Origin of the sequence: Sinorhizobium sp. NFACC03 (genome assembly GCF_900103435.1) — a bacterium.
GTDB lineage: Bacteria > Pseudomonadota > Alphaproteobacteria > Rhizobiales > Rhizobiaceae > Ensifer.
Genome location: NZ_FMXF01000013.1, coordinates 42,147 through 65,139, shown reverse-complemented (window position 1 = coordinate 65,139; position 22,993 = coordinate 42,147). Strand labels below are relative to the sequence as shown.

At 62.5% G+C, this 22,993-nt stretch carries 24 protein-coding genes and 1 other RNA gene; 13 read left to right on the top strand and 12 right to left on the bottom strand.

Annotation, left to right across the window (positions count from 1 at the left end):
* Positions 1 to 245: 245 nt before the first annotated feature.
* Both BLU35_RS17565 and BLU35_RS17560 read right to left on the bottom strand, forming a co-directional pair.
* Positions 246 to 1,070, bottom strand: coding sequence for a TIGR00282 family metallophosphoesterase (locus BLU35_RS17565; protein WP_058321032.1), 825 nt, complete (start codon positions 1,068 to 1,070; stop codon positions 246 to 248).
* Positions 1,071 to 1,283: 213 nt separating this feature from the next.
* Positions 1,284 to 1,856, bottom strand: coding sequence for a 5-formyltetrahydrofolate cyclo-ligase (locus tag BLU35_RS17560; RefSeq protein WP_057254677.1), 573 nt, complete (start codon positions 1,854 to 1,856; stop codon positions 1,284 to 1,286).
* Between the two features lie 360 nt (positions 1,857 to 2,216).
* Here BLU35_RS17560 and BLU35_RS17555 point away from each other — a divergent pair, with 360 nt between their 5' ends.
* Complete coding sequence (locus BLU35_RS17555) at positions 2,217 to 2,426, top strand: helix-turn-helix domain-containing protein (protein WP_057254835.1); 210 nt, start codon at positions 2,217 to 2,219, stop codon at positions 2,424 to 2,426.
* Positions 2,427 to 2,551: 125 nt separating this feature from the next.
* Here the strand turns inward: BLU35_RS17555 and BLU35_RS17550 are convergent, their stop codons facing one another.
* Positions 2,552 to 2,770, bottom strand: a complete 219-nt coding sequence (locus tag BLU35_RS17550; RefSeq protein WP_093233909.1) for a hypothetical protein — start codon at positions 2,768 to 2,770, stop codon at positions 2,552 to 2,554.
* A gap of 112 nt (positions 2,771 to 2,882) precedes the next feature.
* Here BLU35_RS17550 and BLU35_RS17545 point away from each other — a divergent pair, with 112 nt between their 5' ends.
* On the top strand, positions 2,883 to 3,752 hold the full coding sequence (locus BLU35_RS17545) for a LysR family transcriptional regulator (protein WP_093233948.1): 870 nt from the start codon (positions 2,883 to 2,885) through the stop codon (positions 3,750 to 3,752).
* A 26-nt stretch (positions 3,753 to 3,778) separates the two neighbouring features.
* Here BLU35_RS17545 and ssrS read toward each other — a convergent pair.
* From ssrS to BLU35_RS17530, 3 genes are all read right to left on the bottom strand, one after another.
* A non-coding RNA gene (ssrS, locus tag BLU35_RS17540) (6S RNA) lies at positions 3,779 to 3,936 on the bottom strand.
* A 54-nt stretch (positions 3,937 to 3,990) separates the two neighbouring features.
* Positions 3,991 to 4,368, bottom strand: coding sequence for a cell division protein ZapA (locus tag BLU35_RS17535; RefSeq protein WP_057254675.1), 378 nt, complete (start codon positions 4,366 to 4,368; stop codon positions 3,991 to 3,993).
* Between the two features lie 11 nt (positions 4,369 to 4,379).
* Positions 4,380 to 4,649, bottom strand: a complete 270-nt coding sequence (locus BLU35_RS17530) for a DUF4164 domain-containing protein (RefSeq protein ID WP_057254674.1) — start codon at positions 4,647 to 4,649, stop codon at positions 4,380 to 4,382.
* A 339-nt stretch (positions 4,650 to 4,988) separates the two neighbouring features.
* Here BLU35_RS17530 and tkt point away from each other — a divergent pair, with 339 nt between their 5' ends.
* From tkt to BLU35_RS17495, 6 genes are all read left to right on the top strand, one after another.
* Positions 4,989 to 6,971 carry a transketolase gene (gene tkt, locus BLU35_RS17525; RefSeq protein ID WP_065375261.1) on the top strand — a complete coding sequence of 661 codons (1,983 nt, stop codon included), beginning with the start codon at positions 4,989 to 4,991 and terminating at the stop codon, positions 6,969 to 6,971.
* 75 nt (positions 6,972 to 7,046) lie between these two features.
* Entirely contained in the window at positions 7,047 to 8,057 is a 1,011-nt protein-coding gene (gap, locus tag BLU35_RS17520; RefSeq protein WP_057254672.1) for a type I glyceraldehyde-3-phosphate dehydrogenase, read from the top strand.
* Positions 8,058 to 8,062: 5 nt separating this feature from the next.
* The gene (locus BLU35_RS17515; RefSeq protein WP_058325893.1) at positions 8,063 to 8,653 is read left to right on the top strand and encodes a putative glycolipid-binding domain-containing protein; all 591 of its coding nucleotides are present in this window, start codon (positions 8,063 to 8,065) and stop codon (positions 8,651 to 8,653) included.
* Positions 8,653 to 9,849: a phosphoglycerate kinase gene (locus BLU35_RS17510; RefSeq protein WP_093233908.1), complete on the top strand. Its 1,197-nt coding sequence runs from the start codon at positions 8,653 to 8,655 to the stop codon at positions 9,847 to 9,849. Before BLU35_RS17515 ends, BLU35_RS17510 begins: the two co-directional genes overlap by 1 nt.
* A gap of 247 nt (positions 9,850 to 10,096) precedes the next feature.
* Positions 10,097 to 11,122 carry a class I fructose-bisphosphate aldolase gene (locus BLU35_RS17505; protein WP_093233907.1) on the top strand — a complete coding sequence of 342 codons (1,026 nt, stop codon included), beginning with the start codon at positions 10,097 to 10,099 and terminating at the stop codon, positions 11,120 to 11,122.
* Between the two features lie 235 nt (positions 11,123 to 11,357).
* On the top strand, positions 11,358 to 12,293 hold the full coding sequence (locus BLU35_RS17495; protein WP_093233905.1) for a PhzF family phenazine biosynthesis protein: 936 nt from the start codon (positions 11,358 to 11,360) through the stop codon (positions 12,291 to 12,293).
* A 119-nt stretch (positions 12,294 to 12,412) separates the two neighbouring features.
* Here BLU35_RS17495 and BLU35_RS17490 read toward each other — a convergent pair whose 3' ends face one another.
* On the bottom strand, positions 12,413 to 12,967 hold the full coding sequence (locus BLU35_RS17490; RefSeq protein ID WP_093233904.1) for a TetR/AcrR family transcriptional regulator: 555 nt from the start codon (positions 12,965 to 12,967) through the stop codon (positions 12,413 to 12,415).
* Positions 12,968 to 13,071: 104 nt separating this feature from the next.
* On the opposite strand from BLU35_RS17490, the gene BLU35_RS17485 reads away from it, so the two are divergent.
* On the top strand, positions 13,072 to 14,700 hold the full coding sequence (locus BLU35_RS17485) for an MFS transporter (protein WP_093233903.1): 1,629 nt from the start codon (positions 13,072 to 13,074) through the stop codon (positions 14,698 to 14,700).
* Here BLU35_RS17485 and BLU35_RS17480 read toward each other — a convergent pair.
* Positions 14,606 to 16,543 carry a tetratricopeptide repeat protein gene (locus BLU35_RS17480; RefSeq protein WP_093233902.1) on the bottom strand — a complete coding sequence of 646 codons (1,938 nt, stop codon included), beginning with the start codon at positions 16,541 to 16,543 and terminating at the stop codon, positions 14,606 to 14,608. The two genes, BLU35_RS17485 and BLU35_RS17480, sit on opposite strands and share 95 nt — an antisense overlap.
* A 111-nt stretch (positions 16,544 to 16,654) precedes the next feature.
* Positions 16,655 to 16,810: a hypothetical protein gene (locus tag BLU35_RS17475; protein ID WP_093233901.1), complete on the bottom strand. Its 156-nt coding sequence runs from the start codon at positions 16,808 to 16,810 to the stop codon at positions 16,655 to 16,657.
* 305 nt (positions 16,811 to 17,115) lie between these two features.
* On the opposite strand from BLU35_RS17475, the gene BLU35_RS17470 reads away from it, so the two are divergent.
* From BLU35_RS17470 to rcdA, 3 genes are all read left to right on the top strand, one after another.
* Complete coding sequence (locus BLU35_RS17470) at positions 17,116 to 18,417, top strand: MFS transporter (protein ID WP_093233947.1); 1,302 nt, start codon at positions 17,116 to 17,118, stop codon at positions 18,415 to 18,417.
* Positions 18,404 to 18,592: a DUF1192 domain-containing protein gene (locus tag BLU35_RS17465; protein WP_057254664.1), complete on the top strand. Its 189-nt coding sequence runs from the start codon at positions 18,404 to 18,406 to the stop codon at positions 18,590 to 18,592. The genes BLU35_RS17470 and BLU35_RS17465 overlap by 14 nt, the downstream gene beginning before the upstream one ends.
* 361 nt (positions 18,593 to 18,953) lie before the next feature.
* Positions 18,954 to 19,472, top strand: a complete 519-nt coding sequence (gene rcdA / locus BLU35_RS17460) for a protease adaptor protein RcdA (protein ID WP_043610604.1) — start codon at positions 18,954 to 18,956, stop codon at positions 19,470 to 19,472.
* A gap of 76 nt (positions 19,473 to 19,548) precedes the next feature.
* Here rcdA and BLU35_RS17455 read toward each other — a convergent pair whose 3' ends face one another.
* Together BLU35_RS17455 and BLU35_RS17450 are read right to left on the bottom strand one after the other, a co-directional pair.
* A complete protein-coding gene (locus tag BLU35_RS17455; RefSeq protein WP_093233900.1) occupies positions 19,549 to 20,757 on the bottom strand; it encodes an MFS transporter in 1,209 nt (402 codons plus the stop codon).
* A gap of 13 nt (positions 20,758 to 20,770) precedes the next feature.
* A complete protein-coding gene (locus BLU35_RS17450) occupies positions 20,771 to 21,013 on the bottom strand; it encodes a DUF1127 domain-containing protein (protein ID WP_286161547.1) in 243 nt (80 codons plus the stop codon).
* A 115-nt stretch (positions 21,014 to 21,128) separates the two neighbouring features.
* On the opposite strand from BLU35_RS17450, the gene BLU35_RS17445 reads away from it, so the two are divergent.
* Positions 21,129 to 22,637, top strand: a complete 1,509-nt coding sequence (locus BLU35_RS17445) for a winged helix-turn-helix domain-containing tetratricopeptide repeat protein (protein ID WP_093233899.1) — start codon at positions 21,129 to 21,131, stop codon at positions 22,635 to 22,637.
* Positions 22,638 to 22,719: 82 nt separating this feature from the next.
* Here the strand turns inward: BLU35_RS17445 and rpmE are convergent, their stop codons facing one another.
* Complete coding sequence (rpmE, locus tag BLU35_RS17440; protein ID WP_034806140.1) at positions 22,720 to 22,941, bottom strand: 50S ribosomal protein L31; 222 nt, start codon at positions 22,939 to 22,941, stop codon at positions 22,720 to 22,722.
* Positions 22,942 to 22,993 lie beyond the last annotated feature (52 nt).

The following is a 22,993-nucleotide window of genomic DNA, read 5'->3' as shown; positions in this document are numbered from 1 at the left end:
GCGCCTGCTCCCGATTGTCCGGTGTCGGCAGCACAAGCCCGCAATTCAGGACTGCGGACGGTATTCATCACTGGAAAACACTCGAATACATCACGCCCCGGCCCAGCGTGATTTCGCGATAACCTGCCATCATTTGATGGGGTTGTCACCTTGAAAAAAATCAATTCCCGGAAGGCGATACGTGGCAGCGTGCGCTTCAACCGGAAGCGCGTTCGACAAGCAGGCGGTGCTGCTGGCTTCGTTTTTTAGGACCAGAAATCCGGGATCGTCTCGCCCAGCCTCGGGCCGAGGCGCAGCGGCGCGATCTTTTCGGCAAGCCCGGTGCGGTCGGAGATCTCGACGCCAAGCCCGCAGATGGTCGCGGGACCGGAGGCCGCCTCGAAACGCCCCTTTGGCATCTTCGAAATGAACCGGTTGAGCGGCTCTTCCTTGTCCATGCCGAGCGAGGAATCGTAGTCGCCGCACATGCCGGCGTCGCTCATATAGGCCGTACCGCCATTGAGGATCTGGTGGTCGGCGGTCGGCACGTGCGTATGGGTGCCGACGACGAGGCTGGCGCGGCCATCGACGAAATGGCCAAAGCACTGCTTCTCGCTGGTGGCTTCCGCATGGAAATCGAAGACAATCGCATCCGCCTGCTCGCCGAGCGGGCAGGCGTCGAGGATGGCTTCCGCCGTCTTAAAGGGATCGTCGAGCTCCGGATGCATGAAGACGCGGCCCATGACGTTGGCGACCAGCACGCGGGCGCCGTTGCGGGCGAAAAATAGGTTGGAGCCGCGGCCAGGTGTGCCGGCCGGATAGTTGGCAGGGCGCAGGAACTGATCGTGCCGTTCGCAAAAGACGACCGCTTCCTTCTGGTCCCAGACGTGATTGCCGGTCGTCACCACGTCGGCGCCGGCGTTAATCGTCTCGAGAAAGATGTCTTCGGTGATGCCGAAACCGCCGGCCGCATTCTCGCCGTTGACGACGACGAAATCGAGCTTGAGGTCACCAACCAGTCCTGGAAGCCGCTCCCAGACCGCCGTACGGCCCGTCTTGCCCACCATATCTCCCAGAAACAGAAGCCTCATGCTCGCTCAAATCCCACCAGGGCAGCCCGGCGGAAGCGCGTCAGCGGTTGTTGCGTCCGGAACTGCGTAAAACAAAGAGATAGAGCGTCTACACGATCCCGACCGCGCAGGAAACGCCTTAGATGAAATCAGCGAAAACCGCGCAACGACCTGCCGCCCCGACCTCTGCGGTCTCAAGGCTTTAGCCCACTCCACGGTCTTGGCGAAATGAACTCAGAAATGCCGAAACCCGCTCTCGGTGAGCACGGCGTCGAGCGCGACATCGTGCGGTTCGGCCGGCACGGATGTCACTTCCTGGCAGTCGAAGGCGATGCCGATCAGCTTTGGCAGGTGGCCCTTATTGCGCAGCCGGTCGATGGCGCGGTCGTAATAGCCGGCGCCATAGCCGATCCGGTGGCCGGTCGAATCGAACGCGGAAAGCGGTACGAGCATGATATCCGGATCGAGTTCAGGTGCGTCCGGTCCCGGACCTGTCGTGCCGAATCCGGTGGCGATGACGTCAATGCCATCGAGCAATTCGCGGAAGATGATCGTCTGCTTGTCCATGATCACGGGAAGGCAGAGCCTGGCACCACGCTGCTTCAGCCGCGCCATCAGCGGCCGGATGTCGACCTCGGAGCGGATCGGCCAGAAGCCGGAGACGATGTGTCCGGGATCGAGCGCGATGACGTCGCCAGCGTGATCGGCCATGGTCAGGCTCGCTTCGATCCGCATCTCCGCCGACATTGCATCGCGCAATGCCAGCCTCTCCTTGCGCAGTGCTGCCTTCAAATCCCTCGGTGACATCGCGTCCTCTCCTGCCAACCCGCCGCCCGCCATCGTCGCCGGAGAAAATCACTTCCCGAAATGGCACAAGTTCCCCATCTCTCGCCGATTCCCGGGCCGGCCACCAGCCTGTTTACGCAATGGCATCTTTCGCCCACCCACCGGCATCGCCGCATTTGCAGCAGTTTGCGACAATCATGCCACCTCCTTCCCGGTTCGGCACAGCATTAGCTTTCCATTCATCATGGGCAAGGGTTCCGCTTTCGCGAAACATGAGCCGCGTGCAAATAAGGACACGATTTCAAATAATTAGCAGGAACTAATGCCCGTGTTCGATGTATGGACGCGCTCCTGCAGGCAGCAGTGGAAAAGCCGACGTCCATGAAGGACCAGATGAACGAACTCGACCCGTTGGAACTGCGTTGCCTGACGCTCGCCGCACGCGGCCGCACGCGCCAGGACATGGTGCGCGAGACCGACATTCCGCTCGATCGGATCGATCGGGCACTAACGGATGCCATGCGTAAGTTGCAGGCGGGCAATCTCGCCGAAGCGGTGTTTCGCGCCGCCAGGCTGGACCTCATCTCCTAGAGCATCCCGCTCTCAAGTGGAATCACTGGAGGCGGAAAGATGCTCTAGAATCAAAGTGCTAAAGCGTCTTTGTGCGTTCACCTGAACGCATGGCGCTCTAATCCCGTATCTGCCGGTAAGATCGCTCACAACAGCCAGTGCGACCGGTAGGCGATCGCCAGCTTTTCCCGCTGCATCATGTCGGCTGCCTCATGATAGATCCCCGCATCGCGCAGGAGCGCCGGCTTGCCTGATGGCATGTCCACCGGCACCTCGGGAAACAGGACGTCGCAAGACCATTGCATCGCTCGACGCCGGAGCGCGATGGAGGCTTCGGAAAACGCGAAGAGGACAAGCACGCTCATGGAGAATGACCCTGCGCAAGATGATCGAACCAGCCAATCTTCGTCCTCGCGTTGACATCTGACAAACGAATTGCGAGCATGGCTGCTATCAGAATTTCTGATGGATACAACCATGTCCCTCCCCCTCGACAGCGAATTGCTCAGAACCTTTCTTGCGGTCGTCGACACCGGCAATGTCACACGCGCCGCCAATATTGTCGGGCGCACGCAATCCGCCGTCAGCATGCAGATTAAGAAGCTCGAGGACATGCTCGGCGACGCGCTGTTCGAGCGCCACTCGCGTGGCGTCGTGCTGACGCCGCAGGGATTGCGGCTGCTCGACAATGCCAGACGCATCGTCACGCTGCTCGACGACACGGCCACCGCGATGCGCCAGCCCGCTCTCGACGGCGCGGTCCGGATCGGCATACCCGAGGAATACATCAACTCTACCCTGCCGAAAGCGCTCGGAACCTTCGCCGCCATCCACCCCGGCGTCGAAGTGACCGTTCAGCAGGGCGCTTCGATGACCAACATCGCGGCACTGGAAGCCGGCGAGCTCGATCTCGCTGTCGTCTTTGAACCCGGCGGGCGCACGAAGAACGAAGTGCTCATGATGGACCCGACCGTCTGGGTGACCTCGGAGCAGCACCGCACCGACGAGCGGCGACCGCTCCCGATCGCCACCTATACCTATCTGGAAGGCGGTTGGTGCGACGACCTCGCCCAGCGCAATCTCAGGAAATGCCGCCTGGAAAGCCGCGTGGCCTATGTCAGCCGCACGAGCGGCGGCTTGACGGCTGCAGTGGTGTCGGGCCTTGCCATTGCGCCGCTCGCCCGCAGCAGCATTCCGGCCGGGTGCCGCGAACTGACGGCCGACGACGGCTATGAAGTGATCGACCACTCCAACGTCGTGTTGCGGGTATCGAAAGCGGGGAACGGCAAGGACCGGATCGTCGAGGCCATGGCCGACGCCATTCGCCGGGCCTTTGCCGGAGATTGAACGGCTGCCTGAAGGGGGGGGAGAAGGTGCGATCCACACAACCGATGGATAGTTTACGATCCCGGGTACCTACAAAGTAGGTGGGCGCCATGTGTCCAGACCCACGAGCCCGGACAGGGACGGCTCCCTTGAGATCGAGTATGGCCCCGGGGATTGTGGTTCCTGTCGGGAAGCGCAGACCGCAGTCGATATATAAAGTGTCTCGGTGCTTCGCGCCAGAGGCTCGCCACCGAAACCTTTAGCTTGCTGGTGTCGTGGTGCGGCCGTTCAGCTTGGCGGCAATGCTGTGGATCTGCGCGGTGACTTCGCTGAGCGCAGAGGCCAGCGCCTCCTCGCTCTTCATCTGGTCGGAAAGTGCGGCATCGCGACCATCAGTCAGATTGCCGACCTCGGCCTCGAGGCTCTTCAGCCGGCGGTTGACCTCGCTGAGCTCGTCCATGACCATGATGCCGGCCATGACGGTGAGGCGCAGATCGCCGATCTCGCCAAACTGGCTCTTGAGATGTCCGACATACTGATCGAATTTCGTGGCAAGCTCGGTCAGGTGACCTTCCTGCCCTTCCTCGCAGGCCATCCGGTAGGCCTTGCCGTCGATCGATACTGTGACCTGCGCCATGTCGCTTTATCCTAGCGGTCGAGTACCGCCCGAATGGTTTCCATCGCCGTCACGAGGCGGCGGGAAACCTCGCGGTTAACCTCCTCGAGCCGGTTCGCCCGGAACTGCGACTGGTCGAGTTCCTGTGCCAGTCGCGACCGGTCGGTGTTGACACGCCGAACCTCGCCTTCGAACTCGCCGAAATCCCGTTCCCTGTCAAACCGACCGTCGATCGCATTCTCCAGGGATTGCACTGCGTTCCGCAGTTCATCGATCGCCGCTTTGACAGTCTTTGCCGGCATGTGTTCCGAATACCTCGCCCGTGAGGCCGAATCGCCCGAATCCCGTCCGCCGCTTCGGCTCGATCTTTTTTAAACCTATTACGTAAGTCTCAACAATGCCAAGCTCCGCAAACAACTACGGAAGCTGTGGATGGATTGCGTAGCCGGCTTTCTTCAACGGCAGTGCGAAAGCTCTGTTGCATTGCGAGACAAGGACCGGAACGACCTGCCGTCAAATGGCCGCGGAAGGCCCGTATTTATTGACTCGCACGGCGCACCTGCTATGTGTCAGCCGCTTCTTGCGCGGTCTTTGGAGGATAGAGACCGTTCCCTGACCACCGAACGCAAAACGGAACAGTCATGATCTCTCGCGAAAAACACGACCGGATGGCAAATGCGATCCGTTTCCTTTCCATGGATGCCGTCGAGAAGGCAAATTCCGGCCACCCAGGCCTGCCCATGGGTGCAGCCGACATAGCGACAGTCCTCTTCACGCGCTATCTGAGCTTTGACCCCAAGAACCCCTCCTGGCCGAACCGCGACCGCTTCGTGCTGTCGGCCGGCCATGGCTCGATGCTGCTCTATTCGCTGCTCTATTTGACCGGCTACGAAGACATCACCATCGACGAGATCAAGAACTTCCGCCAGCTCGGCGCCCGCACCGCCGGCCACCCGGAATACGGCCACGCCGCCGGCATCGAGACGACCACCGGTCCGCTCGGCCAGGGCCTTGCCAATTCCGTCGGCATGGCGATCGCCGAACGCAAGCTTCGCGACGAATTCGGTTCCGACCTGATGGAGCACTATACCTATGTGCTCGCCGGTGACGGCTGCCTGATGGAAGGCATCAGCCAGGAAGCGATTTCGCTCGCCGGCCACCTGAAACTCAACAAGCTGATCGTCTTCTGGGACGACAACAACATCTCGATCGACGGCCCGATCTCGATCGCCGACTCGACCGACCAGCACGCCCGCTTCCGCGCCTGCCACTGGAACACCATCGCCGTCGACGGCCATGACCCGGAAGCGATCGCCGCCGCGATCGATGAGGCCCAGAAGTCCGACAAGCCGACGATGATCGCCTGCAAGACGACGATCGGCTTCGGTGCGCCGAACAAGGCCGGCACCCACAAGGTCCACGGCTCGCCGCTCGGCGCCGAGGAAATCGCCGCCACCCGCAAGGCACTCGGCTGGGAAGCCGAAGCCTTCGTCGTTCCCTCCGACGTGCTCGACGCCTGGCGTCTGGCCGGCCTGCGCTCGACCAAGACGCGCAAGGAATGGGAAGAGCGCCTCGAAAAGAGCGATGCCGAGAAGAAGGCCCAGTTCGTTCGCCGCTTCTCCGGCGAGCTCGAAGGCCGTCTGTCCTCCGCCATCGACGACTACAAGAAGAAGCTTGCTGAAACCAAGCCTTCGCCGGCAACCCGCAAGGCTTCCGAAGACGCGCTCGAAGTCATCAACGGCGTTCTCGCCGAAACCATTGGCGGCTCGGCCGACCTGACCGGCTCGAACAACACCAAGACGAGCCAGACCAAGTCGATCACGCCTGACGATTTCTCCGGCCGCTACATCCACTGGGGTGTGCGCGAGCACGGCATGGCCGCTGCCATGAACGGCATGGCGCTGCATGGCGGCGTCATCCCCTATTCCGGCGGCTTCCTGATCTTCTCGGACTATTGCCGCCCGTCGATCCGGCTCGCCGCGCTGATGGGCATCCGCGTCATCCACGTGCTGACGCACGATTCCATCGGCCTCGGCGAAGACGGCCCGACCCACCAGCCGGTCGAGCACATGGCAGCACTTCGCGCCATTCCGAACCTCCTGATGTTCCGCCCGGCCGATGCCACGGAAACGGCCGAATGCTGGCAGCTGGCGCTCGAAAGCCACAACCGCCCGTCCGGCATTGCGCTCACCCGCCAGAACCTGATGGCCGTTCGCACCGAGTATGAGGAAGAAAACCTCTGCGCCCGCGGCGCCTATGACCTGATCTCGGCCGCCGACGCCAAGGTGACGATCTTCGCCACCGGCTCGGAAATCGAAATCGCCGTCAAGGCCTGCCAGGCACTGACCGCCAAGGGCATCTCGACGCGCGTCGTCTCCGTTCCCTGCTTCGAGCTCTTTGCCGAACAGAGCGAAGACTACCAGCAGGCGATCATCGGCAACTCGCCGGTCAAGATCGCCGTCGAAGCCGGCATCCGCCAGGGCTGGGATCATTTCATCGGCAGCGACGGCACCTTCATCGGCATGTCGTCCTTCGGTGCCTCCGGTCCCTACAAGGACCTTTACAAGCACTTCGGCATCACGCCCGAGGCGGTGGTCGCCGCTGCGGAAGCCAAGCTTTCCTGATCAAGTTGCGGGGCGCGCCGAAAGGCGCGCCCCGATGTTTTCGTACTACGTCATCCAGACAGGGAGAGACCCGATATGACAGTAAAAGTCGCCATCAACGGTTTTGGCCGCATCGGCCGCAACGTGCTCCGCGCGATCGTCGAATCCGGCCGCACCGACATCGAAGTCGTTGCCATCAACGATCTCGGCCCCGTTGAAACCAACGCCCACCTGCTGCGCTATGACTCCATCCACGGTCGTTTCCCGGCCGAGGTGAAGGTCGAAGGCGACACGATCACCGTCGGCGGCCGCAAGCCGATCAAGGTCACGGCGATCAAGGATCCGGCAACGCTTCCGCACAAGGAACTCGGCGTCGACATCGCCATGGAGTGCACCGGCATCTTCACCGCCCGCGACAAGGCTGCAGCGCACCTGACCGCTGGCGCCAAACGCGTCATCGTTTCGGCTCCGGCCGACGGCGCTGACCTGACGGTCGTCTACGGCGTCAACCACGACCAGCTGACCAAGGACCACCTGGTCATCTCCAACGCATCGTGCACCACGAACTGCCTGGTTCCGGTCGTCAAGGTCCTGAACGATACCATCGGCATCAGCCACGGCTTCATGACCACGATCCACTCCTACACGAACGACCAGCCGTCGCTCGACCAGATGCACAAGGACCTCTACCGCGCCCGCGCTGCCGCTCTGTCGATGATCCCGACCTCGACCGGTGCTGCCAAGGCCGTTGGCCTGGTTCTGCCGGAACTGAAGGGCAAGCTCGACGGCACGTCGATCCGCGTTCCGACCCCGAACGTCTCGGTCGTCGACTTCAAGTTCGTCGCCAAGCGCAACACCTCGGTCGAGGAAATCACCAACGCCATCAAGGCCGCCTCCAACGGCGCGCTCAAGGGCGTTCTCGGCTACACGGAAGAGCCGCTCGTTTCGCGCGACTTCAACCATGACAGCCACTCCTCGATCTTCGCGATCGACCAGACCAAGGTCGTCGAAGGCAACTTCGTGCGTATCCTCACCTGGTACGACAACGAGTGGGGCTTCTCGAACCGCATGGCCGACACGGCGGTCGCCTTCGCCAAGCTCATCTAAGTCAGATGTTTCGCGCCCTTTCTCCAAAGACGGTCCGCTGGCGTCCGCTGGAAGGGGAAGGGCTCGAACACCTGACGCTGACGCAAACCGAAACAACCGACGGCGCGGTCATCCGCGCCGTCGGCGTTCTCATCGGCAACCGCGGCGGCACGCCCTATGGCGTGCGCTACCGGATCGATTGCGACGACACTTGGCACGTTCGCAAGCTCATGGTCGACACGACGGACGGCCGGAGCCTGCATCTGCGCTCGGACGTCCCGGGCCAATGGATGACGGCGCGAGGCGCTCCCCTCTCCGAGTTCGATGGTTGCATCGATATCGACCTCGCCGGTACACCCTTCACCAACACGCTGCCGATCCGCCGGCTCGACCTCGGTCGCCAGTCCGGCACTGTAAAGCTCAAGATGCTCTACGTGCCGTTCGACACGTTCGAGCCCGTCGTGGACGGCCAGCACTACACCTGCCTCGATGATTTCAGGCTCTACCGCTACGAGGCCGAGGATCGCAGCTTTGCCGCGGACCTGCCCGTGGACGAGGACGGCCTCGTCATCGACTATCCCACCCTTTTCCAAAGACTATCACCGGAGACTATCTGATGACTTTCAAGACCCTCGACGATCTGACCGCCATCGCCGGCAAGCGCGTGCTGGTGCGCGTCGATCTCAACGTGCCGGTCAAGGACGGCGTGGTGACGGACGCGACCCGCATCGAGCGTGTGGCGCCGACCATCCGCGAACTGTCCGAGAAGGGCGCCAAGGTCATCCTGCTCGCCCATTTCGGCCGCCCGAAGGGTGAACCGGTCGCCGACATGTCGCTGAAGACGATCGCGCCGGCCGTCGAAGATGTGCTCGATCAGCGTGTCCACTTCGGCGCCGACTGCATCGGCGACAAGGCGAAGAACGCCATTGCCGATATGAGCGACGGCGACGTGCTGCTGCTTGAGAATACCCGCTTCCACAAGGGCGAGGAAAAGAACGAGCCGGCCTTCGTCGAAGCGCTTGCCGCCAACGGCGACATCTACGTCAACGATGCCTTCTCCGCCGCCCACCGCGCCCATGCCTCGACCGAGGGCCTTGCCCATCACCTGCCCGCCTATGCCGGCCGCACCATGCAGGCCGAACTCGAAGCACTCGAACAGGGCCTCGGCCAGCCGAAACGGCCGGTCGTCGCGATCGTCGGCGGCGCCAAGGTCTCGACCAAGATCGACCTCCTCCAGAACCTCGTGACCAAGGTCGACGCGCTCGTCATCGGCGGCGGCATGGCCAACACCTTCATCGCCGCCAAGGGCATCAATGTCGGCAAGTCGCTCTGCGAGCATGACCTCGCCGACACCGCCAAGGCGATCATTGCTGCCGCCGACAAGGCCGGCTGCGCCATCGTTCTGCCGGACGACGGCGTCATCGCCCGCGAGTTCAAGGCCGGCGCCGACAACGAAGTGGTCGATATCAACGCCATTCCCGCCGATGCCATGGTTCTCGACGTCGGTCCGAAGTCGATCGCCGCCGTCAACGACTGGATCTCCAAGGCCGAAACGCTCGTCTGGAACGGCCCGCTCGGCGCCTTCGAAATCGCCCCCTTCGACAAGGCGACGGTTGCGGTCGCCAAGCATGCGGCCGCCCGCACCCGCCAGGGATCGCTGGTCTCGGTTGCCGGGGGTGGTGATACCGTCGCAGCACTGAACCATGCCGAAGTCGCCGACGATTTCAGCTATGTCTCGACCGCCGGCGGCGCATTCCTGGAGTGGATGGAAGGTAAGCCGCTCCCGGGCGTCGACATCCTCAAGCAGAAGTAACGCATCCAATCGGCGCGCGGACACAACCGCCGCGCGCCGGTCAATCAAGAAAAAATCTTGATTGTTCAATCGATTAAAAAATTTTAAATCGTTTTAGTCGCTTTTCTCGCCATTTTCCTGGACAATTTCGCCTGTTACTCGCGCCTCGTTTGGAGCGTGGCGGCTGCCCTGTGCGCCGTCGGTCCGAAACTGTTTGTTTCAGTACCTGCCTGGTCCCTGGTGATCAGCGCTGTCTAGGGAGAAAAACATGAGCGAAAGACTGGAAGACATCGCAATTGCCATGGTCGCCAACGGCCGGGGGCTGCTCGCCGCCGACGAGTCTACGGCCACGATCAAGAAGCGTTTCGATACGATCGGCCTCGAATCCACCGAGACCTCCAGGCGCGATTACCGCGAAATGCTGCTGCGCGCCGACAAGGCGATGCGCAAGTACATCTCCGGTGTCATCCTCTATGAGGAAACCCTGTTTCAGCATGCCGTCGACGGCACGCCGCTGGTCGAAATCATCCGTGCCGCCGGCGCGGTCCCCGGCATCAAGGTCGACGCCGGCGCCAAGCCGATGACCAATTTCCCGGCAGAGACGATCACCGAAGGCCTCGATGGCCTCGCGCAGCGGCTGGCGAAATATTACGAGGCGGGTGCGCGCTTTGCAAAGTGGCGCGGCGTGATCTCTGTCTCCGACACGCTGCCGAGCGCAGGCGCCGTTCGTGCCAACGCCCATGCGCTCGCCCGCTATGCCGCCCTTTGCCAGGAAGCCGGCATCGTGCCGATCGTCGAGCCGGAGGTGCTGATGGATGGAGCGCCAGGCGACCATTCGATCGACCGCGCGGAGGAAGTGACGGAGTGGGCGCTGCGCACCACTTTCGAGGAACTGGCCGCCATGCGCGTCAGGCTCGAAGGCATGATCCTGAAACCGAGCATGGTCATCGACGGCAAGAAGGCCCGCAAGGCTTCCGTCGCCGAGGTGGCCGAGCGCACGATAAGGGTGCTGAAACGGACGGTGCCTTCGGCCGTGCCTGGCATCGCTTTCCTTTCCGGCGGTCAGTCGACCGAAGAGGCGACGGCCCATCTTTCGGCGATGAACGCCACCCACGACCTGCCGTGGAAGCTCACCTTCTCCTATGGCCGCGCGCTGCAGCAGGAGGCGCTCAACGCCTGGCACGGCAAGGCCGACAACATCGGTGCCGGCCAGCGTGCCTTCTCGCATCGCGCTGAGATGTGCAGCCTTGCGGCCAAGGGCACATGGAAGAAGGATCTCGAGAAGGTCGCATAAGGCATGGTCGAGAGATGAGAACCGAGGGGCTGCAAGTCGGCCCCTCTTTGCTTCGGCTACATCCGCAGCAGGAATGCGTCGTCAACATCGCGGAGCGCCTGGACAGCGGGGCCAGCCAGAACCCGGCTGCCCGTGCCGGATGGAACTTGTCACCGGAACAAGTTGGCGCCTTTGACGCGTGCGAACGCTGGCTTAAGTCTTGGCCTCGCAGCCAACTCCAGTGAAAGCCGGTGTCATGACCTCAGCCGCCTCGCCACAATCCATCGCCTACGTCACTGTCGACGTCTTTACCACTGAGCGTTTCGCCGGCAACCAGCTCGCGGTCATCCCGGATGCCCGGGGCCTGAGCGACCAGCAGATGCAGGCGATCGCGACCGAGTTCGGCTATTCGGAGGTCACCTTCGTGCTGCCGCCGCGCGACCCCGCCAACACCGCCGAGGTCCGGATCTTCACGCCAACGATGGAGATCCCCTTTGCAGGTCACCCGAACGTCGGCACCGCCTTCGTGCTCGGCCGACAGAAGGAAATCTTCGGCCGTGTACCCGGCAATATCCTGCGCTTCGAGGAAAAAGCGGGCCTCGTCGAGGCGACTGTGTCGCGGGAGAAAGGCGAAGTCACAGGCGCCAGTATCGTCGTGCCGCGCGGCTTGACGGCCGGCCCGGAAATCGACGTCGGGACGATCGCTGCCTGCGCATCGCTCACATCGGAAGCCATCAGCACGCGCATCCATACGCCTATCCGGCTTTCCGTCGGCCTGCCCTTCGCGGTCGCGGAAATCAGTGATATCGCGTCACTTTCGACGGCACGGCCGAATGTGACGGCCTTCCATGCAGCGAATGCGCGCTACAAGCCCGAGGAAGACAGCTTCAGCCTGTTCCTCTATGCACGATCGCCGCAAACGCCGTGGCAGATCCGGGCGCGCATGTTCGCGCCGCTCGACAATGTCAACGAAGATCCCGCCACCGGCAGCGCCTCGGCGGCCCTTTCGGCCTATCTCGTCTCGCTGCTGCCGGATCAGGATATCGATGTCGAGATCGCGATCGAGCAGGGCGTGGAGATGGGCCGGCGGAGCCTCATCGGCGCTTCTGTCCGCAAACAAGGCGGCATCGTTCGCCAAGTCAGCCTTTCCGGCAATTGCATCAGTGCGATGCGCGGTCTGATCGACCTCTAGCACTTTCCTCGGCGACCGTTAGAGCATTTCACTGTTTCATTGAAACAGCGAATTGCTCCAACTGTTTGAAATTGCGCAATTCCGGACGGAAAACCGTTTCAACTTTTCCTGGAACTGCTCTAGGCGGCGTCGCCGGGCTCCGGCAACAGCTTCAGAATATCGGCGAACATGTCCTGCCATTCGGCGTCGTCCATCTCGACGAAGCCGAAACCGCGCAGCAGGAAGACGCCCTCGGTGGCGAGGAAGGCAAGCCGTGCCCGGCGCCCCGCCTCCGTCGACAGGTCGATGCCATCGAGACGCGCGCGGTACCAGGCGCGGTTCTTGGCCATGTGCTCTTCCCGCTGCAAAAGGGCTGCCATCATGCCGGATGTGCGGGCATTGTCGGCCGTGTTCATTCGCGCAGTCACCGACGCATGGGCGCGCATCGCCTTGACCGGATCAGGATCGTCGCCGCCCTCGGCCGCAACCGCGGTGTCGAACTCGTTGAACCAACGCTCCATCATCGCGTCGATCAGACCGTCCTTGTTGCCAAAGCAATATTGCACGCCGCCCTTGGTGATGCCGGCCGCCTTGGCGACGGCATCGATCGTCAGGCCGGCAGCGCCGACGGCGTTCACGATCGCCTCCGCCGCATCCAGTACCTTGTTACGATCGATTGTTCGACGTCGTCCCATCTTGACTTCCTATTTCAAATCCATACGTACGTATTTAAATAATGACCCTGACGTTAACAAGACCTAGCCCCCAATTCCCTGTGGGTGGCCAATTGAGGTGTACTATGCATCCGCAAAATCGCTGGCTCATTCTGGCCATCGTATCGAGCGCACTCCTTTTGATCGTCGTCGATATGACGGTGCTCTATACTGCCCTTCCCCGCCTGACCCATGACCTCGGCGCGAGCGCATCCGAGAAGCTCTGGATCGTCAACGCCTACGCCCTCGTCGTCGCCGGCCTTCTGCCTGGCCTCGGCACGCTCGGCGACCGGCTCGGGCACAAGAAACCCTTTATCGTCGGCCTCGCGGTCTTCGGCGTCGCTTCGCTGATTGCCGCCTACGCCCCTACCCCTGCGATCCTGATCGGCGGGCGTGTGCTGCTTGCAGTCGGCGCCGCGCTGATGATGCCGGCAACGCTGTCGATCATCCGCCTCACCTTCACCGACGAGCGCGAGCGGGCGCTGGCGATCGGCGTCTGGGCCGCGATCGCCTCCGGTGGTGCCGCCATCGGACCGGTGCTTGGCGGCTTCCTGCTCGAATATTTCTGGTGGGGCTCGGTCTTCCTCATCAACGTGCCGATCGTCGCCATTGCCCTCCTGCTCGGCCTCGGCGTGCTGCCGAACACATCAGGCAATCCGAAACATCCGTGGGATGCACTCGGATCGTTCCAGATCATGGTCGGTCTCGTCGGTCTCGCCTATGCTGTCAAGGAAACCAGCAAGCGCGAACCATCGCTGGAAGCGGGCCTCGCCGCCGCCGTGATCGGTGCCATCGCGCTCATTCTTTTCGTGCGCCGCCAGCGCCGGAGCCCGCATCCGCTGATCGATTTCGGCCTCTTCCGCAATGCGGCGTTTTCCTCCGGCGTCGCTGCCGCGCTGGTCGCATCCGCCTCCATCGTCGGCATCGAGCTGGTCCTGAGCCAGCAGTTGCAGCTCGTGGATGGTCTTTCGCCGCTTCAGGCCGGCCTCTTCATTCTGCCAATCCCGCTCGCAGCCTTCGTCGCCGGTCCGCTGACCGGCACCCTGCTGCCGCGTCTCGGCGCGGAGGTGGTGCTGCGCTCCGGCCTCATTCTCGCGGCCCTCGGTCTCGGCGGATACCTGCTGACCCATGAGGCCGGCGCGCTGATCCAAATCGTCACCCTCGTCGTCCTCGGCCTCGGCATCGGCGCCTCGATGACCGCCGCCTCCAGCGCCATCATGCTCAACGCCCCGCCGGAGCGGGCCGGCATGGCGGCATCGATCGAAGAGGTCTCCTTCGAACTCGGCGGCGCGATCGGCATTGCCGTTCTCGGCACCGTCATGTCGGTCGTCTACACCGCCTTCCTCGTGCTGCCGGAGGGTGCAGCCATTTCGCCGATGGCCCGCGACAGCCTCGACGAAGCCCTGCTTCTCGCCGAGAAACTGCCGGCGGATGTGGCTGGCGAACTGGTAACCCGCGCCCGGCTCGCCTTCGAGCAGGCCTTTACCGCAGTCGTGATCGTGGCGACGGCCATGCTCTTTGTCACCGGCGCGGCCATCTGGCGGGTGGCGGCAGCACTGCGCCGGCGGAATCCCGTCAGGCAAGCCACCACTGAAAACAACCGCCGGCACCCTCCGGCGGTTAGCGCAACCCCGCCTCGCATTGCGCGATCGCCTCGACCATCGCCTGGAAGCGGACATGGTGGCGAACCGCGTCGAGGTCGGAATCCTGCTTGAACCAGAGCAGCTGGTAGCACGAACTCTGTGGCAGCAAGGTTTCGAGCAGGTCGAGCGCCGCGTCGGTATCGCCGAGGATGGAATAAACGCAGGCCGTATTGTACCGCGCGACCACGTCGTCGGGATCGATTGCCAGAGCGCGCGCCGCCCATTCCCGGGCGCGCTGGGCTTCGCCCATATGAGCGAGCGCCAACGCGCCGCGATGCGCGGGGCCGGAGTTTTCCGGATTGAGTTCCAGCGCCCGCTCCGCCCGAGATATCCCGATCCTTGCCCATTGCGCACGTTCGACGTCACGGCCGAGCGATTTATAGGCGCTCATGAGATGGATCGGCGACAGATAGTCGTCCGGCCGAATGTCAGCAGCGCGCTTGAAGAACTGGATCGCCGTTTCGAAGGCACCCTGCATAAACAAGAAACGGGCGTAATGGAAATTCGCCTCATAGAGGCCGGCATCGAGCGTCAACGCCCGCTCGAATTCGGCGACCGCCTCATCGTCCTGGCCGTCCTGGTGCAGCACTAGGCCGCGTGAGGCATGAGCCTCCGCAAGGTTCGGATCGATCTCCAGCGCTTTCGCGGTTGTGGAAAGAATGCTTTGCAGCGGGAACTCGTCCTCGTGCCAGTCGCGCAGCGCCGACTCGCAATCGGCGATGCCGGCATAGGCGCGGGCAAAGTCAGGGTCGAGCTCCACCGCCTTCAGGAACATGCGCCGCGCGAGCAGCAGATAGGAGCGGGTCCAGGCATGCGAAAACTGCCGGCCGCGCAGGTAGTAGGTATAAGCTTCGACGCTCGTGGTCGGGTCGCTCTCGATCGCTTGTCTCTCCGCCGGCAAAAGCTTGATCTTGAGCTGATCGACGATAGCGTGGGTGATCTCGTCCTGAATGGCGAAGATATCGGTCAGGTCGCGGTCGTAGCGGTCGGCCCAGAGATGTGTACCGGTCAAGGCATCAATGAGCTGGCCGGTGATGCGCACCCGCGAACCCGCCTTGCGCACGCTGCCCTCGAGGATGTAGCGGACGCCCAGTTCCTGGGCCACCTGCTTCACCTTCACCGACCGCCCCTTGTAGGTGAATACCGTGTTGCGGGCGACGACATGCAGCTTCGAGATCTTCGAGAGATCCGTGATGATGTCTTCGGTGATGCCGTCGGAGAAGTATTCCTGCTCGGGATCATGGCTCATGTTGGTGAACGGAAGCACGCCGACCGAGAGCCCGTAGCCGTCATCAAGCACGATGGGGCCGACCCCGCTTGGCGCCGCCGCAACTTTCGTCGGCGCACCGAGCGCCACCGAATAGACATGCACGCACGCGGCAATGTTCTTCAGCGTGTGCTCACCCTTGTCGATGAAGCCGATATCAAGGCGGGTGCCGACGTGATCGCGCACCGTGGCGGAAACGGCAACGCCGGAAGGCTCCGCCAGCCCTTCGAGACGGGCGGCGACATTGACGCCATCGCCGAAGATATCTCCGTCCTCGACGATGATATCGCCGAGATGCACGCCGATGCGGAGTTCGATGCGCTTTAGCTGCGGCACACTTTCATTGCGGATCAGCATGCCGCGCTGAATATCGACGGCGCAGGCGACCGCATTCACGACGCTCGCAAACTCGACAAGAATGCCGTCGCCGGTCAGCTTGACGATGCGGCCCTTGTGGCGGTGGATCTTGGGATCGACGAGTTCATTCTTGTGTCGCTTCATCGCGGCCAGTGTGCCGGTCTCGTCAGCGCCGATCAGGCGGCTGTATCCCACGACATCGGCGGCGAGAATGGCAGCGAGACGGCGTTCCAAGAAACCCTCGAATTCACTTCCGGAGTGAAAGAGGTAATCTAGCGCGTTATTCCGCATCTGTCCTGCGCCCTTTTGTAGTTGTAGCGAATATACGTACAACCCAATAGCATCGCGCAATCGGCTCCGGAGTTTCCAAAGAAACGGGTACTTAGAGGCAAGATGGCCTGGTTAAGGCCGGATCAGCACGGTCACCATCATCATGACGATGGCGAAGACCGCGATCTTCCAGAAGTCGCGGCGGCGGCGCAGACCAGGGATGCCGAGCGGCCACAGAAGCTGGATCACCATTGCCAGGAGCAGGATTAGGGCGAGCGCCTTCTGCATATTGCCCTCGTCTTCCGGGAGGCTGCCTCAACCGGCAAAGCGTTCGCAACGCCGGCACTCTTCGTCGCACGGAGCACCGCTTCCCCCAAAGGCTAGCGATACGCTGCGCTTGGCAAAAAGGGCTAGTGTTTTCGCGGACGATTTGCAATGACCGGCAATCGCTTGTTTCCTTCAATCGTCTCCGGTCGAAGGAAACAGGCGGCAAATCAAGGCACTGTAATCAAAGCGCTGTAGAGAGAAACCGGCTGGCAATTCACCAGGCACCGCCCTAACTTGCTGACGGCAGAACGAATTTCGGATGGATGATGAGAAAGAACCTGCTCCCGGTCGCTGCCCTCCTGCTCGGCACCTTGTTTCTCTTTCTGGGCAATGGTCTTCAGGGACTGCTTCTTCCCGTTCGCGGTACTGCTGAGGGATACCCGACCACCATCCTCGGTCTGATCGGTACGTCCTGGGCGGCCGGCTTCGTCCTCGGGTGCTTCTTCGCCCCGAATGTCGTCAAGCGCATCGGCCATGTGCGCGCCTTCAGCGTCTTTGCTTCTCTCATCGCCATCGTCGCGCTGTTGACCGGCATCATGATCGATCCGACCTGGTGGCTGATCCTGCGCGCGCTCACCGGCTTTGCCACCGCCGGCACGTCGATGATCATCGAAAGCTGGCTGAACGAGCGCGCCACCAATGAGAGCCGCGGCGTCATCTTCTCGCTCTATATCGCCATCACGCTTTTCGGCGTCGTCGGCGGCCAGATGATGATCCCCTTTGGCGACACCTCGACCAGCATCTTCTTCATGATCTGCGGCATCCTCTATTGTGTCGCCATGCTGCCGACCTTGATGTCCAAGGCCGCCTCGCCGCAACCGCTGAAGAAGGTCAGCCTCGACCTGCGCGGCCTCTACCGGAACTCGCCGGTTTCGTTCCTCGGCATCCTGCTCGTCGGCATCGCCAATGGCGCCTTCGGCACGCTTGGCGCCGTCTTCGGGCGACAGGCCGGCCTTTCCGACAGTACCGTCGCGGCCATGATGAGCGTGGCGATCTTCGCGGGCGCGGTGATGCAGCTTCCGGCAGGCCGCCTCTCCGACCGCATCGACCGTCGCTATGTCCTGGCCGCCCTTGCCGGTGTCGGCGCCGTCGCCGGCCTGCTCATCTTCCTGATCGAGCCGAGCCAGGTCTGGATCGTGCTGACGCTGATCGCAATCTATGGCGCCGCCGCCAACGCGCTCTATCCGATCGCCGTTTCCCACGCCAACGACTTCGCAACCGCCGAAGACTTCGTGAAGGTCTCCGGTGGCCTGCTGCTGCTCTATGGCATCGGCACGATCATCGGCCCGACGATCGGCGGTCCGGTCATGACGGCAACCGGTCCGTACGGTTTGTTCATGATTACCGCCTGCGCCCACATTTTGATCACAGCCTATGCCATCATCCGCAGCCGGATGCGCGCGCCCGTGCCGGTCGCCGACCGCGACGCCTTCTCGCCGGTCAATGCCGGTGCGCCGACGACACCGGAAAGCCTGCAGCTTTCGCCGCGCGCTGCCCCGTTCGAGGAAGCGCATAGCGAACCGGACAACAACCAGAAATGGGAGGATCAGACGGATGAGCCTGTTTGACGACGACCGACCACAAAAGAAGCTGGTGCACGAAATCGGCAGCGATCTTTCACTGCTTTCAGTCGATGAACTCACCCAGCGTATCGCCCTGTTGACGGAGGAAATCGCCCGGCTCGAAGCCGAGCGGACGCGCAAATCCGCGAGCCGCTCAGCCGCCGAAGGCCTGTTTCGCTGAGACCTTGCGGGAGCGGGAGCGGCCGCAGCGCAGCAAAACGAGGCGCGTTTAACGGCAAATTAAGCATTATCTGCGATTGTCGGGGTATCCGGAGCTTTCCGGTTTCAGACAATTTCTCCGACTGGCGAATGGGTCTGATTTTTCTCCCTGTTTTACCTTGAGAGCCGCTTTTCGCGGCTCTTTTTTTGTTTTGGCATAGCTTTCGCTAAAGAACTGTGGAGATTAACCCTTTCTTAAGAATACCCTTGCGCGAAATGCGCTATCGGATCATTCTTCGAGCATAGAGACGGGCAAGGATTTATTTCCTATAACTGTCCACTACCTGACTGTCGTGATGCGTTTGAACCAGGGAAAACAGGTCATGTCCGAGAGAGGATTGAATACGGTCAGTTTCGCAGGACACGCAGCGTCCTCGGCACAATTCAAGACGCTCTATTCGGAAGGCATGGGTCTGGTCGAGGAAACGGCGACATACCTCGATGGTCCCGGCCGCGCCGCCTCGAAGGTTCTGCCGCGCATGGCGTCGGTGCTCTATGCAGCCGAGTCCATGCGGCTTACCACCCGCCTGATGCAGATGGCCTCGTGGCTGCTCCTGCAGCGCGCCGTCAACAACGGTGAGATGAGCCGTGACCAGGTGATGTCGGAAAAGAGCAAGGTGCGCCTCGACAGCTTCAACGTCGACAAGTCCGCTCCCGGCTGGGCCGAACTGCCGGAATCCTTCCGCGACCTCATCGAGCGCTCGCTGCGCCTGCAGAACCGCGTCGCCCTGCTCGACCGCGAAATCTACCGCCCGCACGAAGCCGCCGCCATCGTTCCGGACAACCAGAACGGCGTCAAGGCGCAGATCAAGCTGCTGCAGACGGCCTTCGGCACCAACTGATAGCTCTTCGCTTCAGCGTGCGGAAAACAGAACCCGGCCATCGCCGGGTTTTTTGTTTCTCGCGTCGCTGGTGTCACTATCGCGCGCGCCGCATCTTCGCCAGCAGAAGCAGCACCAGCACGCAACTAAGGAAACCAAGAGCCAGCGGCAGTCCCCGATGGCCAAGCCACTGCATGGCTAGTCCTGTCGCGGGCGACCCCACGATGCCGCCGAGACCCCACGCAACCGCGAACGCCGCATTGCCGGCGATCAGGGCCTGGCCGGTGAAACGCTCGCCGAGCTGGATCAGCGACATCGTGTAGATGCCGAACGAGACCCCGCCCCAGAGGAAGACGAGCGGCCAGACGAGCCAGGAGTTGAAGGCCCATGGCAGCAGCAGGCACCCGACCAGCGAGACCAGCACACAGAACAACATCGTCCGCATCGAGCCCATCTGCTCGGCCATGCGCCCGAGAAATACCTGAAGCAGCGCATTGCCGGCGATGAAACAGGTAATGAGAGAGGCGATCCGCTCCTCGGCACTTCCGAGCGTGGCGCCATAGGTGGCAAACATCGAAAGCAGGATCTGCTCGAAAGCGGCAGCGGTGAAAACCGCAAACAGAAGGAGAGGCGCCAGCGCCAGGAAAGCGCCGACGGAAGTTGCCTCGCCATCCTGCGGCATATCAGGCAGGCGCGGCACGACTGCGAGCAAGATCATGCCACAGAGAAGGAAGGCCACGATGCCGATCAGGAAGGGCGACCAGCCCTCCGTGCCGACGAGGCCGAGCGACAGCGGACCGATGGCGAAGCCGCCCGAAACAATCGAAGAATAGAGGCCCATGATGCGGCCCCGGCGCGACGGAGGCGTGATCGTGATCAGCCAGGTTTCGCTGATCACGGAAAGCGGATTGGCAAAGAAGCCGAGCAGGAAACGCAGCGGCATCCAGGCCCAGAGCTCCTGGGTCCAGGCGATCGCGATCAGGATGAGCGCGGCGAACAACGAGCACAGGATAGCAAGCCACGCCGCACCGAAGCGCCGAACCAGCGCCGGAATGAGGGGAGCGGAAACGATGAAACCCAGCGGCGTCATCGCCGCTGACAGGCCGATCAGTCCCGGGGTCGTTCGCTGCCGCTCCAGAATGAAGCTGAGCAGCGGATAGGTCAGCCCCTGGGCGACCGCGAACACCGTGACCGTTGCGATGGTGCCGGCTATCGCCGCCCAAAGGATTGGTTGTTCGCGCGGCAGGATCAGGTCGCGTGAATGACGACGTTCCGTCGCACGCAGAGACTCTTGGTCCGATATCATTTCGACACGCGCCTCATGCCTGCCAGAGATGTTTGGCGATTTCGATCTCGACCTGTCGCCTTGCGAGGCCGATATCGTCGATCAAATGCGGGTCGCTACTTGAGAGCTGCTCGGGATCCCGGCGAAAGCGCGCCCTCCTGTCCCAGGTCGCGATAACGCCTCTGAGCGTTGCTAGGCCGGCGCGCAAACGCAGCGGCTTTTCTTCGTGCACGCGTGCCGCCTGGTGTCGGGATGCAGGAATGGGAATGTGGTTCATGGCAACCTCCATATCGGCCCGAAAGACCGACGAATTCTGCAGGACACGAACCGGAGCGTAATTAAGCGCGTCCAAAAAGTTCTCAAAAACGTCCAAACGAACTATAGATGCGCCCATGCAGGAAACGCGCTTCGCCTTTGGTCCCTTCGTACTTGATCCGGGTGCGGGAACGCTTCTCCGGGACGATGATCCTGTCGCGATCGGCTACCGCGGACTGAGGCTGCTTGCGGCGCTCGTCGCGCGGCCCGGCGAAATCCTGGGTAAAGCCGAACTGATGGATGCGGCGTGGCCGAAAACGGCCGTCGAGGAAGGCAATCTCACCGTCCAGATCGCGCAGCTCAGAAAGCTGCTTGGCCCCGCCGCCGACGGCGGCGAGTGGATCTCGACGATCCCACGCGTCGGCTATCGCTTCACAGGAAGCACGAGGACGCTCGGTGCGGCGCGGCGGCGCCTGTCCCTGCCGGACAAGCCGTCGGTCGCCGTGCTGCCCTTCGTCAACGTCAGCAACGATCCCGAGCAGGAGCCCTTCACGGATGGGCTGACCGAGGACCTGATCACCGACCTTTCGAGGATGCCCGGCCTGTTCGTCATCGCGCGCAACTCATCCTTCGTCTACAAGGGCAAGGCGGTGGATGTGCGCGCGATCGCGGAAGACCTTGGCGTGCGTTACCTGCTGGAAGGCAGCGCCAGGCGCGCAGCAGGACGCGTGCGTATCAATGCCCAACTGGTCGACGCACTGAGCGGCGACCATCTCTGGGCGGAGCGCTTCGACCGCAGCCTGGAAGACATCTTCGCCGTTCAGGACGAGGTTACGGCCAAGATCGTGGAAGCGTTGCTCGGAAAATTGCGCCCGCCGCCGCTGCCACGCAACCGGCCCGGCAACATCGAGGCCTACGATCTCTGCGTGCGCGCCCGCAGGTTGATGGATGATACGCCGCAGGCCGCCCAGGAAGCGCACCTGATGCTGACGCGTGCGGTTTCGCTCGACCCCGATTATGCCGAAGCCTACCGCTGGCTGGCGATGAACCACTGGATGGGACGGGTGCACTCCGGCGGACCGACGGAGGCCGCCCGCAGCCTTGCCCTGGAGCTCGCGCGCAAAGCCGTCACGATCGACCCAAACGATGCCGGCAGCCGCTGGATCCTGGCCTACCTGCTCGCATATGAGCGCAGCTTTACCGAGGCGGAGGCGGAATTCGCCAAGGCGATCGAACTCGACCCGAACGAGGCCGACACCTGGGCGGCGTTGTCCGACATCGACGTTCTCGCCGGGCGGGTCGAAGAGGGCCTCGCGCATATCCGCAAGGCGTTCCGGCTGAACCCGTTTCCGGCAAGCTGGTACTATCTGACGCTCGGCCAGGCGCAATATGCGGCCGGTGACTACGAGGCCGCTGTCGAGACGCTGCGCAGGGACGAGACCTATCGCACGAGCTCACGCCGGTTCCTGGCGGCAAGCCTCGCCCAGCTGTGCCGCCTCGACGAGGCGCGCACGGAAGCAGAGCTGTTTCTCGTCGCCAACCCGGGCTTCACGATCCGCCACTGGGCGGCGACCGAGCCGTTCCGTGACGACGCCATGCTTGCGCATTTCGTCGACGGCTTTCGCAAGGCCGGCCTTCCCGAGTGACGGGCGAACCGGCGGCCTCTTGATCGGCCAACAAAAAGCCCGGCGCGATGGCCGGGCTTTAAGAATGCCGAGAGGCGTTCGATTAGAGGCCGAGGCCTTCGAAGCGCTTCTTGAACTTGGAGACGCGACCGCCGCGGTCCATGAGCTGCTGGTTGCCGCCCGTCCAGGCCGGATGCGACTTGGGGTCGATTTCCAGGTTCATGGTGGCGCCTTCAGAACCCCAGGTCGAGCGGGTTTCGTATTCGGTGCCGTCAGTCATGACTACCTTGATGACGTGGTAATCGGGATGGATGTCTGCCTTCATAACGATCTTCCTAGAGTTCCAGGGTCCAATTGTCGCAAGGCATTGCGACTTC

What these genes read in the sequence shown, in the direction of transcription:
- BLU35_RS17470 (WP_093233947.1), top strand. Translation starts at nt 17,116, where the DNA reads ATGAGAAAGAACCTGCTCCCGGTCGCTGCCCTCCTGCTCGGCACCTTG.
- BLU35_RS17450 (WP_286161547.1), bottom strand. Translation starts at nt 21,013, where the DNA reads ATGAACCACATTCCCATTCCTGCATCCCGACACCAGGCGGCACGCGTG.
- rpmE (WP_034806140.1), bottom strand. Translation starts at nt 22,941, where the DNA reads ATGAAGGCAGACATCCATCCCGATTACCACGTCATCAAGGTAGTCATG.
- BLU35_RS17465 (WP_057254664.1), top strand. Translation starts at nt 18,404, where the DNA reads ATGAGCCTGTTTGACGACGACCGACCACAAAAGAAGCTGGTGCACGAA.
- BLU35_RS17445 (WP_093233899.1), top strand. Translation starts at nt 21,129, where the DNA reads ATGCAGGAAACGCGCTTCGCCTTTGGTCCCTTCGTACTTGATCCGGGT.
- BLU35_RS17510 (WP_093233908.1), top strand. Translation starts at nt 8,653, where the DNA reads ATGACTTTCAAGACCCTCGACGATCTGACCGCCATCGCCGGCAAGCGC.
- rcdA (WP_043610604.1), top strand. Translation starts at nt 18,954, where the DNA reads ATGTCCGAGAGAGGATTGAATACGGTCAGTTTCGCAGGACACGCAGCG.
- BLU35_RS17550 (WP_093233909.1), bottom strand. Translation starts at nt 2,770, where the DNA reads ATGAGCGTGCTTGTCCTCTTCGCGTTTTCCGAAGCCTCCATCGCGCTC.
- BLU35_RS17485 (WP_093233903.1), top strand. Translation starts at nt 13,072, where the DNA reads ATGCATCCGCAAAATCGCTGGCTCATTCTGGCCATCGTATCGAGCGCA.
- BLU35_RS17480 (WP_093233902.1), bottom strand. Translation starts at nt 16,543, where the DNA reads ATGCGGAATAACGCGCTAGATTACCTCTTTCACTCCGGAAGTGAATTC.
- BLU35_RS17560 (WP_057254677.1), bottom strand. Translation starts at nt 1,856, where the DNA reads ATGTCACCGAGGGATTTGAAGGCAGCACTGCGCAAGGAGAGGCTGGCA.
- BLU35_RS17555 (WP_057254835.1), top strand. Translation starts at nt 2,217, where the DNA reads ATGAAGGACCAGATGAACGAACTCGACCCGTTGGAACTGCGTTGCCTG.
- BLU35_RS17490 (WP_093233904.1), bottom strand. Translation starts at nt 12,967, where the DNA reads ATGGGACGACGTCGAACAATCGATCGTAACAAGGTACTGGATGCGGCG.
- BLU35_RS17535 (WP_057254675.1), bottom strand. Translation starts at nt 4,368, where the DNA reads ATGGCGCAGGTCACAGTATCGATCGACGGCAAGGCCTACCGGATGGCC.
- gap (WP_057254672.1), top strand. Translation starts at nt 7,047, where the DNA reads ATGACAGTAAAAGTCGCCATCAACGGTTTTGGCCGCATCGGCCGCAAC.
- BLU35_RS17565 (WP_058321032.1), bottom strand. Translation starts at nt 1,070, where the DNA reads ATGAGGCTTCTGTTTCTGGGAGATATGGTGGGCAAGACGGGCCGTACG.
- BLU35_RS17530 (WP_057254674.1), bottom strand. Translation starts at nt 4,649, where the DNA reads ATGCCGGCAAAGACTGTCAAAGCGGCGATCGATGAACTGCGGAACGCA.
- BLU35_RS17455 (WP_093233900.1), bottom strand. Translation starts at nt 20,757, where the DNA reads ATGATATCGGACCAAGAGTCTCTGCGTGCGACGGAACGTCGTCATTCA.
- BLU35_RS17495 (WP_093233905.1), top strand. Translation starts at nt 11,358, where the DNA reads ATGACCTCAGCCGCCTCGCCACAATCCATCGCCTACGTCACTGTCGAC.
- BLU35_RS17505 (WP_093233907.1), top strand. Translation starts at nt 10,097, where the DNA reads ATGAGCGAAAGACTGGAAGACATCGCAATTGCCATGGTCGCCAACGGC.
- tkt (WP_065375261.1), top strand. Translation starts at nt 4,989, where the DNA reads ATGATCTCTCGCGAAAAACACGACCGGATGGCAAATGCGATCCGTTTC.
- BLU35_RS17515 (WP_058325893.1), top strand. Translation starts at nt 8,063, where the DNA reads ATGTTTCGCGCCCTTTCTCCAAAGACGGTCCGCTGGCGTCCGCTGGAA.
- BLU35_RS17475 (WP_093233901.1), bottom strand. Translation starts at nt 16,810, where the DNA reads ATGCAGAAGGCGCTCGCCCTAATCCTGCTCCTGGCAATGGTGATCCAG.
- BLU35_RS17545 (WP_093233948.1), top strand. Translation starts at nt 2,883, where the DNA reads ATGTCCCTCCCCCTCGACAGCGAATTGCTCAGAACCTTTCTTGCGGTC.